Source organism: Ensifer sp. YR511, assembly GCF_900103045.1.
Lineage (GTDB): Bacteria > Pseudomonadota > Alphaproteobacteria > Rhizobiales > Rhizobiaceae > Ensifer > Ensifer adhaerens.
In genome coordinates this window covers 1-14550 of record NZ_FNGR01000003.1, presented here as the reverse complement: position 1 = coordinate 14550, position 14550 = coordinate 1, and the positions used below count along the sequence as shown (strand labels likewise).

Here is a 14550-nt window from a genome sequence, read left to right as displayed (position 1 = left end):
CACGCCGTCTGACGGTCAGCCCAAGACTGTTGTTGCATCGCCGCGCACCGCGCGAAACGGCGCGTCGTCAACCGTCGGCGCGCAGCACTTTATCGGGGTTCATGATACCTGCAGGATCGAACGCGTGCTTGATGCGTTGCATCAGCTCGATTTCGATCGGCGCCCGGACCTCGGCGAGTTCGTCGCGCTTCAACTGGCCGATGCCGTGCTCGGCGGAGATCGAGCCGTTGTAGCTCAGAACGATGCCGTGGACGATGGCGTTGATTTCGCGCCAGCGGTCGAGGAAGGCCTGCTTGTCGGCGCCGACTGGCTGCGAAATGTTGTAATGGATGTTGCCGTCGCCCATGTGGCCGAAGGAGCAGATGCGGGCGCCGGGGATCGCTTTCACGACGGCGGCATCCGCCTCCTTCATGAAGGCCGGAATGCTGGAGACGGGCACGGAGACATCGTGCTTGATCGAGCCGCCCTCGGGCTTTTGTGCCGGCGACATGCTCTCGCGCATGTGCCACAGCGCCTTCGCCTGTGTCTCGTTGGCGGCAATCACTGCATTCTCGACGAGGCCGGCCGCATATCCCTGCTCCAGCAGGTCCTGCACCATCCGTTCCGCGCTTTCGGCGCTATCGGACGTCGAGATATCGATCAGCGCGTACCAGGGATGGACCGTTTCCATCGGATCACGAACGCCGGGGATGTGCTTGGTGGTGAATTCGACGCCGAGCCGCGGCATCAGCTCGAAGCCGGTCAACGCCGGCCCGCAAAGGCTGGACGCCTTTTCGAACAGAGCGAGCGCATGCTCGACGCTGCCGACTCCGGCAAAGGCGACCTGATGCCCGAGCGGCTTCGGGAAAAGCTTGAGCACGGCGCCGGTGATCACGCCGAGCGTGCCCTCGGCACCGATGAAGAGATCGCGCAGGTCGTAACCGGTATTGTCCTTCTTCAACCGGCGCAGCCCGTCCCAGATTTCGCCGGTCGGCAGCACCACTTCGAGGCCGAGGCAGAGCTGGCGCATATTGCCATAGGCAAGCACGGCGGTGCCGCCTGCATTGGTGGAGAGATTGCCGCCGATGCGGGCTGAACCTTCCGAGCCGAGCGACAGTGGGAACAGGCGATTGTGCTCGTCCGCCGCCTTCTGGATATCGGCGAGGATACAGCCGGCATCGGCGACGATGACATTGCCGACCGGATCGATGTCGCGAATGCGGTTCAGCCGTTCCAGCGAAAGAACGATGTCTGCCTTGCCCTCCCGCGGGATCTGCCCGGCGACATGGCCGGTGTTGCCGCCCTGCGGCACGATCGCCGTGCGGGTGGCGCTCGCGAGCTTCATGATGCGCGAGACCTCGTCGACGTTGGCCGGACGCAGGACCATCGGCGTCGTGCCGCGGTAAAGTCCGCGCGATTCGACGAGATAGCGCGCCTTGTCGGCTTCGTCCGTCAGCACGTTGGTGTTGCCGACGATCTCGGCGAAGGAAGCGATGAGTTCGGGAGAGGGAAGGGTGGTCATGGGCCTCACTTCGCATTGCGCCTGCGCGCGCTATCGGATCGGTCGATCTGAGGATCTGGTCCTCGGTTCCTGGTCGGCGGCGATCATAACCGCAATTGGTGCCGTTCGATGAGGGTGGGTGCGGAGAAGATGCCGCACACTATCTTACCCTCGTGGTGCCGCCGCCCGTTGTAACCGGTCGATGATGGCTTCCCCCAACCCGTCCGAAGGGATCGGCCCGAAGGCGATGGTCTCTGCGCCGCTGGCATCCGCCCGCTTCATATAGTCGAAGAGATTGGCGGCGGCTTCGCGCAGATTGCCAGTCGGGCTGAGATCGAGAACGACGGCCGCCTGCTCTTCGCCGGCGATCCGATTGCCGCCGAAACGGATCAAGGCTTCGCCGGCATGCACCTCGGCGGCATCGAGCCGGACGGCAGCGCCGGGCGCGTAGTGCGAGGCGAGCATGCCCGGCGCCTCGATCGTCGCTCCCGCCGTCTCCGGCCGGGTCACCGGACGGCCAAGCAGGCGTTCGATCTCGGCGGCATCGAGGCCACCCGGCCGAAGCAACCGGATCTCGTCGCCGTCGACCTTGATGATCGTCGACTCAAGGCCGATTTGGGCCTGGCCGGCGTCGAGGATCAGCTTCAGTTTGTCGCCGAGATCGGCTTCCACATGGACCGCACTGGTCGGGCTGATTTTGCCCGACGTATTGGCACTGGGCGCGGCCAGTGGTCGCCCGAAGTGAGCGATTACCCGGCGCGAGAAACCGTCGGGCATGCGGATGCCGAGCGTGTCGAGGCCGGCGGACGCCAGCGCATGAACCGTGCTGTCGGCGCGCTGCCGAAGGATCAGCGTCAGCGGGCCGGGCCAGAAGGCTTCGGCCAGCTGCCTCGAAATCGGATCGAAATGCACATGGGCTTCGGCCATCGCCATGTCGGAAACATGCGAGATCAGCGGATTGAAGCGCGGGCGCCCCTTCATCTCGTAGATGCGACTGATCGCATCGGGATTGGTAGCGTCGGCGGCAAGGCCGTAGACCGTCTCGGTCGGAATGGCGACCGGCTCGCCTTCGGCAAGAACGGCGCAGGCGCGCGCGATCGCGCGGTCCGGTTCTCTATCCGTGTCGATGATCTCAGCCATGCCGTTTCCTTTCCGACGCTTCCTTAACGGACGCACCGGAAAAACAGAACGATTTTCTTTGAAGGAACCGGTTCGGCTCAGAGGCTGCGAATGATGCGACGCAACGCGTCATCCTTGGCGCCAAGCATCAGTACGTTTTTCAGCGCGACCTTGGGATCATCTGTGCGAAACAGCAGCCCGTTGTCACGAAAGTTGCGGTTGATGACCATTTGCCCGGCTTGGGCGCCCGGTTCGATGGCGACGGCGAAGTACATGCGTGAATAGCCGGGCTGGATACTCTCGAAAAAATGCGTCTCGTCGCCCAGGTTGCAGAAGAAGTTGGCGAAGTAGAAGGACCAGGTGATGTCCTTGGAGGGAGTAACCGGCGTACGCGCCGCCGTCACGTGACAGTAGCCGAGATGCGGCCGGCCGACGAGCGTGCGGTGGAAGATCATCTTCGGGAACTGGATCGAGTTGTGGAACCCGTTGATCCGCTTATGGGTCGTGTCGCCGGCGGTGCTGAGCTTCTTGCCCGTCCTGTCTGCGACTTCCTCATAGCTCAAATACCGGCGTTCGCTCGGCAACCATTGCCTGCGGTTGATCCGGCCCGTGCGCAGGAATTCGGTATGAACCGCCACCTTCGGCGGGATTGTCGGCAGCTTCTCGGCTGTCGCGTCGTAGTATCTCAACTTTGCCATGATCGTCAGCGCGCCATCTGCCTGCCTGCAGGACCTCTCTCGTCCGCCGGCTAGGCTAGCGGCTCATGGTTAATGAATGATTTCGTCCTGGCTGCATCATTAGCGTTCTCTATCTGACGCGATGTCGCAAACGGGCGAAGCCCTCCCGCATCTGCGCCGACCGCGCCGCAAAAGTCGGCAATTGCCCAAGATGTGATCTATCTATATGTTTGCAATGTAAAAATTCTAAGACGGTGGCCTTTTGTGGCGGTTTTTTCCGTGTCGTCATTCTGGAATTGGATGTCGCTATCGGGCAGCTGCCAAGGTGACTTCCGCGATTACATATCCTTACTCAAGGTGCCGTCTTCGAAGGGAAGATGGAGAATTGGGAAGCCGGTCAAATCCCGGCGCTGCCCCCGCAACGGTGGTGGAGCGAAAGCCTCGGCAAAGGCCACTGGACGGTTCGTCCGGGAAGGCGCCGGGCAGGTCCGAAAGGACGGCTCCTGAGCCCGGAAACCAGCCTTGACGGACATAACCGTAACGGGTTGCGGCGGGCAGCCGGATCGGAGCCTCAAACGCATGGGCGTGCGCCCGTGCGGGTTCCTGTCCTGCCTCTCCGAAACATGGCGCATGAGGACAGGACATGGACACCAGAAACGATATGCTTCGAAAGCTGAAGGGCAGGCAGGACGGCTACAGCCTCGACCGGGCCTTTTACATCGATCCCGACTACTACAGGCAGGATCTGGAAAACATCTGGTACAAGGATTGGCTGTTTATCGGCCATGACTGCGAGATCCCGCGGGCCGGCAATTACTTCACCGTCCAGGTCGGCGGCTACCCCGTTGTCATCACCCGCGACCGCCAGGGCGCCATCCGGGCGCTGCACAATTCCTGCCGCCACCGCGGCTCGCGCGTCTGCACGCAGGCGAAAGGCTCGTCGGCAAAGCTTGTCTGTCCCTATCACCAGTGGACCTACGAACTCGACGGCTCGCTGCTCTTTGCCCGGCAGATGGGAGAGGATTTCGACAAGGCCGCCCACAGTCTGAAGCCGATCCATTGCGAAACGGTCGGCGGCTACATCTTCATCAACCTGTCGGAAAAGCCGATGGATTTCACGACGTTCCGCGACATGGCCTTGCCCTATCTTGCGCCGCATCGGCTCGGCGAAACCAAGGTCGCGTTCGAAAGCACCATCATCGAGAAGGGCAACTGGAAGCTCGTCTGGGAAAACAACCGCGAATGCTACCATTGCGCCGCCAATCATCCGGAACTCTGCCGCACCTATCCTGAGGCGCCGACGGCGACCGGGGTGCAGGGCGCCAAGGATGATCCTGTGATCGCCGAACATTGGGCGAAGTGCGAGGCCGAGGGCCTGCCGAGCGAATTTAAGATGTCGCCGACCGGTCAGTTCCGCGCCGCCCGCATGCCGCTTGTCGACAATGCCGAAAGCTACACCATGTCGGGCGCCCGCGCCGTCAGGCGGGCCCTGTCCGCCGACGTCTCCCAGAGCCAGATCGGCACGCTCTTGATGTTCCACTATCCCACCACCTGGAACCATGTGCTCGCCGACCACGCCATCACCTTCCGGGTGCTGCCGCTCGGGCCCGAACTGACTCAGGTGACGACGAAGTGGCTCGTCAACAAGGATGCGGTCGAAGGCGTCGACTACAATCTAGATGAACTGACGCATGTCTGGACCGAGACCAACGACCAGGACCGTCAGATCGTCGAGGAAAATGCCTTCGGCATCCGCTCACCGGCCTATGAGCCCGGTCCCTATTCGCCCGAGCACGAGGGTGGCGTGATGCAGTTCGTCGAGTGGTACTGCAAGTTCATGGAGCAGCGCCTTGCCGGCGACGCGGCTCCGCTTTCAAGGGTCGCCTAACATGCAGATGGCCTCTTCGTTTCACCATTTCGACGCGCTCCACGTCTGGATCGACCGGCAGCAGATGCTCGAATGCACATCGGCGGTCGTCGAGACCGCCGATGTCATGACCTTCACCTTCCGGGCCGAAAAGCCCGCCTGGTTTCGCTATCTGCCCGGGCAATTCGTGACCCTCGAACTGCCCGTCGCCGACGAGCCAGTGATGCGCACCTACACCCTGTCGTCGACGCCCTCGCGGCCGCTGTCGATCGCCGTGACCGTCAAGGCGCAGTCAGACAGCATCGGCACCCGCTGGATGTTCGAGCACCTGAAGCCCGGAATGAAACTCCGCGCCTTTGGCCCGCTTGGCGATTTCAGCTTCGTCCGCCATCCCGGCGACAAATACCTGTTTATCTCGGCCGGCTCCGGCATCACGCCGATGATGTCGATGACGCGCTGGATGGCGGACTGCGTGCCGGAGACGGATGTGACCTTCATCTCCTGCGCGCGTCGTCCGGAGGACCTGCTGTTCCGTTCGGAGCTGGAGGTTCTGGCGACGCAGATGTCCGGGCTGAACCTCGGCTTCATCGTCGAGGGACATGAGGCACGCCACGGCTGGCACGGGCTTCGCGGCCGCATTGATGGCGCCAAGCTGCCGCTGCTTGCGCCCGATTTCATGGACCGCACCGTTTTCTGCTGCGGCCCCGAACCGTTCATGCGCGGCGTGCGCGAGATGCTGAAATCGGCCGGTTTCGACATGGGCCGCTACCACGAGGAGAGCTTCCAGCCGGCCGCCGCACCTGCGGCGGAAGAGATTGCCGTGCGCGCCGGCGCCGGTGACGAGGGCGAGGTCCAGGCCGCCAAGATCGCCTTCACCATGAGCGGCAAGGAGATCGAGGCCAAGCCCGGCCAGACGATCCTGCAGGCGGCGCGCGCCAACGGCGTGCGCATCGGCGCTGCCTGCGAAGGCGGCATCTGCGGCACCTGCCGGGTGATGAAGGTCTCAGGCGAGGTGGATATGAGCCACAATGGCGGCATTCTCGACGACGAGATCGATGAGGGCTACATCCTCGCCTGCTGCTCGCGACCGCTCGGAGACGTCCAGATCGAAGCTTGAAGGCTTTAATGATGTCGCGCAAAAGTGTGCAGCGGTTTTGCGGCAACGACATGCATAACAACAAGCGCTTAGTGCCTGTCGCGTGAATGCTTTTTCAAGCGAGAGGCTTTAGGGCGCGTTGCAGGGGATCGGATTGGCGGAAACGCTTGCCGGGGCGTCGGTGCCGGCCTCCGTCTTGGAGCATGCGCCCTGGGCGGCATCATTGCCGGCGATCGCCACCTGCAGGGCACGTTCCTGGCGGGCGAAATCGATCGAGCCGGTCACCAACATGTCGACGCCGCTGCCGGCGCCGCTCGTAGCGTCGGCGCGGCTCACGAGCAGCGGCTCGCTAAACATCGCAGTCGCCCTTGCCACCGCCAGCATGCCCGTTCCCCGCTCGGCTTGGGCGACGAGCATCAGCGGCAGTGGCTTTTCCGGCAGCAAGGCGCCCTGTGCCCAGATCGCTTTCAGCGCCGGCGGCGACATTGCCGCCACATTCACGTCGATGTCGTCAAGCGTTCCCGGCACGCGGTAGGGGCAGCGGCGCTTGCCGCAGTTGATGCCCGAGGAGAACTGCCACAGCGCGTAACTGTCCCAGTTGCCCATCGGGAAAACCTGGCGGATATCCGGTTTGTAACGGGCGTACCAGAGCGGCAGGCGCGACAGCAGCCGGTGTTTGGCCCGGTGCGCGGCGATGTATTTGGCGGTGATGTGGTTGGTATAGAGGATCGGGTAGCGCCCGGTCCGGGTCTTGATGTGCCCGGCGAAGATGGCGGCGTCCTCCAGCGACATGTACTTGTCCGGATCGATGCCCTCGAGATCGAGCACCATCAGCTCGTCGTCGCGCGGATCGGCGTAATCGAGGAAATGGTTCGCCTGGTCGACGGGATTGCCCGGGCGGGCAAGATGGTAGGCACCCCACAGCAGCCCGTGCGAACGGGCAATCATCCGGCGGGTCTGGTAGAGCTCGCGGCTGACGGCGTATTTGCGCCACATGGTCTTGCAGTGGTTGAAGGTGTCGCCGTTGTGGTCGCCGGTGCAGGAGAAGCTTTCGGGCAGGCCGTCGGAGGCCTTGGCGATGAAACCGGAAACGCGCTTGTCGCCAAGCATCGTTTCCCAGTCGATGCTGTTCATCTCATAGGCGTCGACGATGATGGCATTCGACTTGGTCTTCCAGGGCTCCATTTCACCGGCGCGTGCGATCGCCGCCGCGAAAGCCAGACCGATGAAGGTCGCGAGGCGCAGAATCATCCCTGTCGTGGAGATACACCGCTTTGCCATTCTCTGAGATTGCCGACAGTATCGTTAACGCATCGTAAATCCCAGCCCCCGAGCGGACTGTGCGGGAGCGACGCGCGAATGTATACCGACCTGTGGCTGTATATAAGCAATTGCTTTCATGTTCGCGATCTGACGATCAGCCGGGAAGGCGTTGGTCGACGATGCGGCAATGCCTTGCTGCAGCAACGGGTGCTGGCCGCGCCACCTGATCCCGCAGGAGGCGGAAGATGGAACAAAACCGGTGACTTATGCGTTATCGGTCGATTTCGGATTTCCCGGCTGAGGGACATCCCCGTATCGGCCTCGGTCCGGGTGAAATCATGGAAAGGTTGAAATGCCGCGGCAACCCGAAACCGGGCCGCGCAAAATGCGTTCGGTGATGGAGGGATTTTATGAAGAACGTGCTGAAGTCCGGGATGAGCCGGTGGTTTTCCGTGGCCGTTGCGGTGGCTGTGCTGGCGACGTCGGCCGCCCCGTCGCAGGCCTTCACGCCGACACCGCCGCGCCTTGAGCGGCAGAGCGATGCACAGAACGTCCAGTATCGCCGACCGGGCATGGAGCGTCGTGGCGGCTATTACTACTACAACGGCTACCGCGGTTATAACTACCGCCGCCCTGGCTATCGCTACTACAATGGCTGGTGGTATCCGATGGCAGCCTTCGGCACCGGAGTGATTATCGGTGGAGCGATCGCCCAGCCGCCGCGCTACACGCGTCCTGCCCCCGTCTATGGCAGCCGCCATGTGCAGTGGTGCTACGACCGCTACCGCTCATACCGGGCCTACGACAATACCTATCAGCCCTATGGCGGCCCGCGCCGCCAGTGCTATTCGCCCTATGGTTAAAGGGTAGGCAGGGCCGGGCGCTTCCGCTCCTGGCCCTTTTTCGCCTGGGATCACATGAGGCCGCCATAACTGCGAGCGATGGGCCTGGCCGATGATCGCGCCGTGCCTGGCGAAAACTTGTCCTGCAGTGGCTAAAGTTCTTGGGCGAGCCCGATGAGCAGGCCCTCGGGACCGCGGATATAGCAAAGCCGATAGGCGTCCTTATACTGGACCACTTCGCCGACCAACTGCGCGCCGCGTTTGCGGAGCCGCTCAACCGTCTCGTCGACGTCGTCGACCGCGAACATGACTCGGAGGTAGCCAAGCGCATTGACCGGGGCAGTGCGGTGATCGGCGACCACCGGTGGCGCGAGGAAACGGGAAAGCTCGAGCCTGCTGTGGCCATCCGGCGTGCGCATCATGGCAATTTCGACATGCTGATCGCCGAGCCCGGTGACACGCCCGGCCCATTCCCCGTCGATCGTCGCCCGCCCTTCGAGCTCAAGGCCAAGTTCGCGGAAGAAATCGACCGTCTCTTCGAGGTCTTCGACGACGATGCCTATGTTGTCCATTCGCTTGAGCGCCATGTTTCCAATCTCCACGGTCTACGGGGACGTCGCTCCAAACAACACCGAACGCCTGGGGAGGGTTCCGAACCGCGTCTCAGAGAATGCCGATCCGCCGGAGAATCCACCAGGCAAAGCCCATGGAGAGTGCGATGAACAACGCCGCATAGAGCGTGCCGGTGCCGTCGGCGAAGGGCAGCGCCCCGGTGTTCATGCCGAAGAAGCCGGTGACGAGCGTCGGCGGCAGGAGGAAGGCGGTCATCAGCGACAGGATGTAAAGATGCCGATTGGTCTCCGACGAGATCTTGCTGTCGATCTCTTCATGCAGCAGACGCGCGCGTTCCTGCAGCGCGAAGACGTCGCGGTCGACCGCTTCGAGCCGGTCGGAAAGCCGCTCGGCGGCGTCGATGAACCCGGGCGGTACCTCGTCCTCATCCGATGCGCCCGCCCGCCTGAGCAAGGCGAGGATCGTGCGAAGGTGCCGATGCAGCCGCACCACCGTGCGCCGCAGCGGCGCAAGCCCCGGCTGCTGCCGATGCCCGGCCTCGCCATAAACATGGTCCTCGATGACGTTCAGATCCTCGGTCAGTTCCAGAACCAGCGAGATCAGCGTGCGCTGGAATTCGACGACGATCATCTCGAAGAGGTCGATCGGCCGTGCGCATTTCGTGCTCTTTTCCACCGCTGCCTTGACGCGGTCGATGCTGCGCAAAGGATGCAGGCGGGTGGTGATGATGATGCGGTCGCTCACGGCGAAATGCAGCCAGCCGATCGTCTTCGTCACCGCGTCGAAGGTGCGCTCGAAATCGACGAGCGTGCCGTGCACGATATCGTCCGAAACGGTGATGGCCGCCTGGGTGTCGTGGCTCGTCAGCGTGGCGATTGCGAGCGGCGGCAGGTTGCCGATCCGCTCGATGAGCGCAGGCGTTCGCGCGTCCGAGAGCGCGAGGTGAACCCACACCCATCCTTCCCCGGATAGCAGGCTGTCGATCGAGGCGTCGGTGGCGATCCGCTGGCAGCGGCTTTCACCCGGCAGGAAACGATAGGCCCAGACGATGCCGGGTATTTCGGTGGAAATCAGGTTCATCTGAACGCCTTGTCCAGGGTCCGCCGCCTGTTCCGATCCATCGTTGGCAACGGGAGGGAGGAACACGCAGCCATTCAAAGTGCTAAAGTGACAGTCGCGCGTCCAGCGACGACGCGCGGCACTATCTGTCTTGGCTTCTATGCGCCGTTGATGACAGTTTTGTTACGGGCGGCCGTAGCCCGATGTTCGGGAAGCCGACGGCAATTGACGTTGACGTTTACGTAAAAATCAATAGTGTTCGGCGCACGAGGCCGCGCCCGGCGCGACCTGGCTATCTGGGAGGATCATCATGTACAAGGCACCCGTCGACGAGATCGCATTCACGCTGAAGCACGTGGCAGGCATGGGCGATGCACTGCAATCGGGCGCGCTGGGTGATCTCGGTGAAGACCTGGTCGATGCCATCCTTTCGGAGGCCGGTCGGTTCGCGACGGAAGAGGTGGCGCCGCTTGGCGACATCGGCGACAAGCAGGGTTCGCGCCTCGTCGAAGGCAAGGTCGAGACCCCAGACGGTTGGCGCGATCTCTACCACAACTGGATCGCCGGCGGCTGGAACGGGCTGACGGCCCCGGAAGATTTCGGCGGCCAGAACCTGCCGCATATGCTGCACGTCGCCGCCATGGAAATGTGGAACGCCGGCTCCATGGCCTTCGCGCTTGGCCCGACGCTCACCATGGGCGCCGTCGAGGCGCTGGAAAAGCACGGTTCGGATGAGCTCAAGGCGACCTATCTGCCGAAGATGGTCTCCGGCGAATGGACCGGCACGATGAACTTGACCGAGCCGCATGCCGGCTCCGACCTCGGTGTGCTCAAGGCCCGCGCTGAGCGCCGCGACGACGGCACCTACCGCATCTTCGGCCAGAAGATCTTCATCACCTGGGGCGAACACGACTTCACCGACAACATCGTCCATCTGGTGCTGGCGCGCCTTCCGGACGCGCCGGCCGGCACCCGCGGCATCTCGCTGTTCCTCGTGCCGAAATTCCTGGTCAACGCGGACGGTTCGCTCGGCGAGCGCAACGATCTCTTCTGCCATTCGCTCGAACACAAGCTCGGCATCCATGGGTCGCCGACCTGCACGATGATCTATGGCGACGGCAAGTTCGGCGCTGAAAAGGGCGCGATCGGCTATCTGATCGGCGAGGAGAACCGCGGCCTCGCCTGCATGTTCACGATGATGAACAACGCCCGCCTGGCCGTCGGCATGCAGGGTGTGGCCATTGCCGACGCCGCGACGCAGAAGGCGATCGCCTTTGCCAAGGAGCGCACTCAGGGTAAGGCGCCTGGCTGGACGGGGCAGGGCATGAGCCCGATCATCGAGCACCCGGATGTTGCCCGCATGCTCCTGACGATGAAGGCGCTGACGCAGGGCTCGCGCGCGATTTCCTACGCCTGCGCCCACGCCGTCGACATGGGGCATGCAGCCGAAGGCGAAAAGGCGAAGTTCTGGCAGGAACGCTCCAGCCTGCTGACGCCGATCGCCAAGTCCTTCTCGACCGACGCCGGCGTCGATGTCGCCTCGATGGGTATCCAGGTGCATGGTGGCATGGGCTTTATCGAGGAAACGGGTGCTGCCCGCTATCTGCGCGACGCCCGCATCGCGCCGATCTACGAGGGTACCAACGGCATCCAGGCGATCGACCTCGTCACCCGCAAGCTGCCGCTTTCCGATGGCGGCCACGTGCGTGGCTTCATTGCCGAGTTGCGCGAGATCGCCGCGGCAGTTCGTGCCTCGAACCGCGACGGTTTTGGCGAGACGGCTGCACGCCTCGATGCGGCGCTGGACGATCTTTCGGCCGCGACCGAGTGGCTGATTGCGGCGGTTGCCGGCGGCAAGCTCACAGAAGCACTCGCCGGCGCCACCGCCTACCAGCGGCTCTTCGGCCTGGCGCTGACCGGCGCCTATCTCGCAAAGGGTGGTCTGGCGGAAGTCAGCGATGGCAAGGACGATCAGCGCATTGCGCTCTGCCGCTTCACCGCCGAAAACCTGCTGGCCGAGACTGCCGCACTGAAAGACCGTGTCGTCAACGGTGCCGACAGCCTCGCCGTCGCTCGCGCTGTTCTGGCCTGAAAGGACCCATCATGACCGACCACGTGCTCATCGAACGGCCGGAAGCCCACCCCGGCGTCCAGGTGATCCGCTTCAACCGGCCGGAAAAGAAAAACGCCATCACGCGCGACATGTACGCGAAGATGACCAATGCGCTGACGGTCGCTTCTAGCGATCCGGCCGTGCGCGCCACCGCCTTTCTCGGCACCGATGGTTGCTTCTCCGCCGGCAACGACATGGCCGACTTCCTCGCCTTCGCCATGGGCGGTTCCATGGGCATAGAGGTGATCGAGTTCCTGAAGGCACTCGCGACCGCAACGAAGCCTGTCGTTTCGGGCGTCGACGGTCTCGCGATCGGCATCGGCACGACGATCCATCTGCATTGCGACCTGACGATTGCGTCCGAGCGCTCGGTCTTCAAGACGCCCTTCGTCGACCTGGCGCTGGTGCCGGAAGCGGCCTCCAGCCTGATCGCGCCGCGCATCATGGGTCACCAGCGGGCCTTCGCGCTGCTTGCCGCCGGCGAACCGCTCACCGCAGGCGAGGCCGTGGACGCGGGACTTATCTGGAAGATTGTCGGCGCGGACGCGGTCGAGAGCGAAACCCTGGCGCTTGCTGGCCGGCTCGCCAAGAAGCCGCCGGAGGCGCTTCGCATCGCCCGCGATCTCGTCCGTGGCGACCGCAGCGACGTGCTGGCGCGTATCGACGAAGAGGCGAAGCACTTCGCCGCGCAATTGAAGAGTGCCGAGGCGCGGGCCGCCTTCGAGGCGTTCATGCGCCGCTAAACCAGTTTGGATTTGTGATGGGTGAGACGGGTGCCGCTGTGCACCCGTTTTGCATTCGGGGGCAAGCTCTTACCCGTCCGGCGGTAAAGATCCCGTTGCCGCCGCCATCGCGAACTTGAATAGATCAATTTTAATTTGTTCTTAAATACCGGTCGCTAGCGTCCTGCGCGATAGGCCCATCCCTATTTTGGGATGGCCCCAGCCGCATGAAGCAGGGCTGGCCCCGCCTTCGGGCATGTTCAACGTTTTCCCGTCAGCCTCTGCGCGCCGTCTTCACGGACGGACGAGGGATGCTGCGCGAAAATCATCAAGAGCTCATGTCCGGCGGTCGCCGCCGGCACCCATTGGGAGCCCACCTTGTCCAAGCGATCGAACCTCATGACGCGCATTCTCGTTGCCGCGTCCTGTGTCGTCGTCGGCGCTTTCGCCGGCTTTTCCGTTTACATTGACAGCCTGCAGCGCGACACGACCACCAAGGCCGTCGAGGAGAACATTGCCTCCTCCGGCACCCAGGCCGCGCAGAGCGTCGCCAAGTGGCTGAACGGCCGCGTCACGCTGACGGCGATGGTGGCTGATGCCACCGGCAACGTCGCGGATGACGGTGGGGTCCAGCCGATCCTGAAGAACGACGTTCTCACCAGCGAATTCATGTCGACCTATGTTGGCAACGAAAGCGGCAAGTTCATCACCTGGCCCGACAATCCGATGCCGGCAGGCTATGACCCGCGTCAGCGCCCCTGGTACCAGCAGGCCATCAAGGCTGACGCTCGCGTGCTGACCGAACCCTATGTCGACGCGTCCAGCGGCGCGCTGATCATCAGCGCCGCCGTTCCGGTCAAGCGCGACGGCAAGCTCTATGGCGTTGCCGCCAGCGACTTCTCGCTCGATACCCTGGTGACGATGATCAAGGGCGTCGATGTCGGCGGTGAAGGCTTTGCCTTCCTCGCCAGCAAGGACGGCCAGATCCTGGTTCATCCCGATGCCAAGCTGGTCACCAAGTCGCTCGCCGATGCCTTCCCGATCGACACACCGGCAATCGGCTCCGGTATCATGAACACCGAGCTCGACGGCAAGCCGATGCTGGTGAGCTTCGTTCCGGTCCAGGGCCTGCCCTCAGTCGAATGGTATGTCGGCTTCGTCATCGACGCCGACGCCGCCTATTCGGCGATCGATCAGTTCCGCATTGCCGCGACCATCGCCACGATCCTTGCGGTCGGCGTGATGCTCGTCTTCCTCGCGACCTTCCTCAACCGCCTCGTCATCCGCCCGGTTACGGACATGACCAGCGCGATGGAGAAGCTCGCTTCGGGTAACCACAACGTTGCAATCCCCGGCGAAGAGCGGACCGACCAGATCGGCTCGATGGCCGCCGCCGTCGCCGTCTTCAAGGCCAATGCAGTCGAGCGCGCCCGCCTCGAAAGCGAAGCGGATGCGAACCGTTCGCTGTCGGAACGCGAGCGACTGGAACGCGAAGCGCAGAAGGCGCGCGATGCTGCCGAAGTGCAGCAGGCTGTCGATGGTCTGGCAACCGGCCTCGGCCGTCTTGCTGACGGCGATCTGGCCTATCGCATAGACAATCCCTTTGCCGATCGTCTCGATCGCCTGCGCGCCGACTTCAACAACTCGGTCGCCAAGCTGCACGACACGCTCTGCGCCGTCGGTGCCAATGCCCGCGGCATTGATGCCGGCGCGACGGAAATCCGCTCGGCCGCCGACGA

General features: G+C 63.3%; 13 protein-coding genes and 1 riboswitch. Of the genes, 7 read left to right on the top strand and 6 right to left on the bottom strand.

The features are described 5' to 3' along the window. Positions 1–67: 67 nt before the first annotated feature. The 3 genes from BLU15_RS07255 to BLU15_RS07245 all read right to left on the bottom strand — a co-directional run bounded on the left by BLU15_RS07255 (position 68) and on the right by BLU15_RS07245 (position 3297). Positions 68–1501, bottom strand: coding sequence for an FAD-binding oxidoreductase (locus tag BLU15_RS07255; protein ID WP_060516349.1), 1434 nt, complete (start codon positions 1499–1501; stop codon positions 68–70). 144 nt (positions 1502–1645) lie between these two features. Then, entirely contained in the window at positions 1646–2620 is a 975-nt protein-coding gene (locus BLU15_RS07250; RefSeq protein ID WP_090294836.1) for an L-threonylcarbamoyladenylate synthase, read from the bottom strand. Between the two features lie 77 nt (positions 2621–2697). After that, on the bottom strand, positions 2698–3297 hold the full coding sequence (locus BLU15_RS07245; protein ID WP_034801127.1) for a DUF6656 family protein: 600 nt from the start codon (positions 3295–3297) through the stop codon (positions 2698–2700). A gap of 317 nt (positions 3298–3614) precedes the next feature. After that, a riboswitch (cobalamin riboswitch) is annotated at positions 3615–3816 on the top strand. Between the two features lie 103 nt (positions 3817–3919). On the opposite strand from BLU15_RS07245, the gene BLU15_RS07240 reads away from it, so the two are divergent. Next, positions 3920–5164 (top strand): aromatic ring-hydroxylating oxygenase subunit alpha, encoded by a 1245-nt coding sequence (locus tag BLU15_RS07240; protein WP_090294834.1) that lies wholly within the window; start codon positions 3920–3922, stop codon positions 5162–5164. A gap of 1 nt (position 5165) precedes the next feature. Continuing rightward, positions 5166–6260: an FAD-binding oxidoreductase gene (locus BLU15_RS07235; RefSeq protein ID WP_034801131.1), complete on the top strand. Its 1095-nt coding sequence runs from the start codon at positions 5166–5168 to the stop codon at positions 6258–6260. Positions 6261–6368: 108 nt separating this feature from the next. On the opposite strand, the gene BLU15_RS07230 is transcribed toward BLU15_RS07235, so the two are convergent. Beyond that, entirely contained in the window at positions 6369–7520 is a 1152-nt protein-coding gene (locus BLU15_RS07230; protein ID WP_176960275.1) for a glycoside hydrolase family 25 protein, read from the bottom strand. Between the two features lie 78 nt (positions 7521–7598). On the opposite strand from BLU15_RS07230, the gene BLU15_RS38895 reads away from it, so the two are divergent. Beyond that, positions 7599–7853, top strand: coding sequence for a hypothetical protein (locus tag BLU15_RS38895; protein ID WP_143034205.1), 255 nt, complete (start codon positions 7599–7601; stop codon positions 7851–7853). Positions 7854–7936: 83 nt separating this feature from the next. Continuing rightward, complete coding sequence (locus tag BLU15_RS07225; RefSeq protein WP_034801454.1) at positions 7937–8365, top strand: BA14K family protein; 429 nt, start codon at positions 7937–7939, stop codon at positions 8363–8365. Between the two features lie 131 nt (positions 8366–8496). On the opposite strand, the gene BLU15_RS07220 is transcribed toward BLU15_RS07225, so the two are convergent. Together BLU15_RS07220 and BLU15_RS07215 are read right to left on the bottom strand one after the other, a co-directional pair. Then, complete coding sequence (locus BLU15_RS07220; RefSeq protein WP_090294832.1) at positions 8497–8931, bottom strand: VOC family protein; 435 nt, start codon at positions 8929–8931, stop codon at positions 8497–8499. 76 nt (positions 8932–9007) lie between these two features. Beyond that, positions 9008–9997 (bottom strand): transporter, encoded by a 990-nt coding sequence (locus BLU15_RS07215; protein WP_090294830.1) that lies wholly within the window; start codon positions 9995–9997, stop codon positions 9008–9010. A gap of 289 nt (positions 9998–10286) precedes the next feature. On the opposite strand from BLU15_RS07215, the gene BLU15_RS07210 reads away from it, so the two are divergent. The 3 genes from BLU15_RS07210 to BLU15_RS07200 all read left to right on the top strand — a co-directional run. Beyond that, positions 10287–12068, top strand: coding sequence for an acyl-CoA dehydrogenase (locus BLU15_RS07210; RefSeq protein ID WP_090294829.1), 1782 nt, complete (start codon positions 10287–10289; stop codon positions 12066–12068). Positions 12069–12079: 11 nt separating this feature from the next. Continuing rightward, positions 12080–12832 (top strand): crotonase/enoyl-CoA hydratase family protein, encoded by a 753-nt coding sequence (locus BLU15_RS07205; RefSeq protein ID WP_090294827.1) that lies wholly within the window; start codon positions 12080–12082, stop codon positions 12830–12832. Between the two features lie 378 nt (positions 12833–13210). Further along, positions 13211–14550, top strand: a 1340-nt coding sequence (locus BLU15_RS07200) for a cache domain-containing protein (protein WP_244546725.1), incomplete at its 3' end; no start/stop codon positions are given.

Coding starts and splice junctions, on each gene's coding strand:
- BLU15_RS07255 (WP_060516349.1), bottom strand. CDS start 1,501: ATGACCACCCTTCCCTCTCCCGAACTCATCGCTTCCTTCGCCGAGATC.
- BLU15_RS07225 (WP_034801454.1), top strand. CDS start 7,937: ATGAGCCGGTGGTTTTCCGTGGCCGTTGCGGTGGCTGTGCTGGCGACG.
- BLU15_RS07205 (WP_090294827.1), top strand. CDS start 12,080: ATGACCGACCACGTGCTCATCGAACGGCCGGAAGCCCACCCCGGCGTC.
- BLU15_RS07235 (WP_034801131.1), top strand. CDS start 5,166: ATGCAGATGGCCTCTTCGTTTCACCATTTCGACGCGCTCCACGTCTGG.
- BLU15_RS07230 (WP_176960275.1), bottom strand. CDS start 7,520: ATGGCAAAGCGGTGTATCTCCACGACAGGGATGATTCTGCGCCTCGCG.
- BLU15_RS07220 (WP_090294832.1), bottom strand. CDS start 8,931: ATGGCGCTCAAGCGAATGGACAACATAGGCATCGTCGTCGAAGACCTC.
- BLU15_RS07210 (WP_090294829.1), top strand. CDS start 10,287: ATGTACAAGGCACCCGTCGACGAGATCGCATTCACGCTGAAGCACGTG.
- BLU15_RS07240 (WP_090294834.1), top strand. CDS start 3,920: ATGGACACCAGAAACGATATGCTTCGAAAGCTGAAGGGCAGGCAGGAC.
- BLU15_RS07215 (WP_090294830.1), bottom strand. CDS start 9,997: ATGAACCTGATTTCCACCGAAATACCCGGCATCGTCTGGGCCTATCGT.
- BLU15_RS38895 (WP_143034205.1), top strand. CDS start 7,599: ATGTATACCGACCTGTGGCTGTATATAAGCAATTGCTTTCATGTTCGC.
- BLU15_RS07250 (WP_090294836.1), bottom strand. CDS start 2,620: ATGGCTGAGATCATCGACACGGATAGAGAACCGGACCGCGCGATCGCG.
- BLU15_RS07245 (WP_034801127.1), bottom strand. CDS start 3,297: ATGGCAAAGTTGAGATACTACGACGCGACAGCCGAGAAGCTGCCGACA.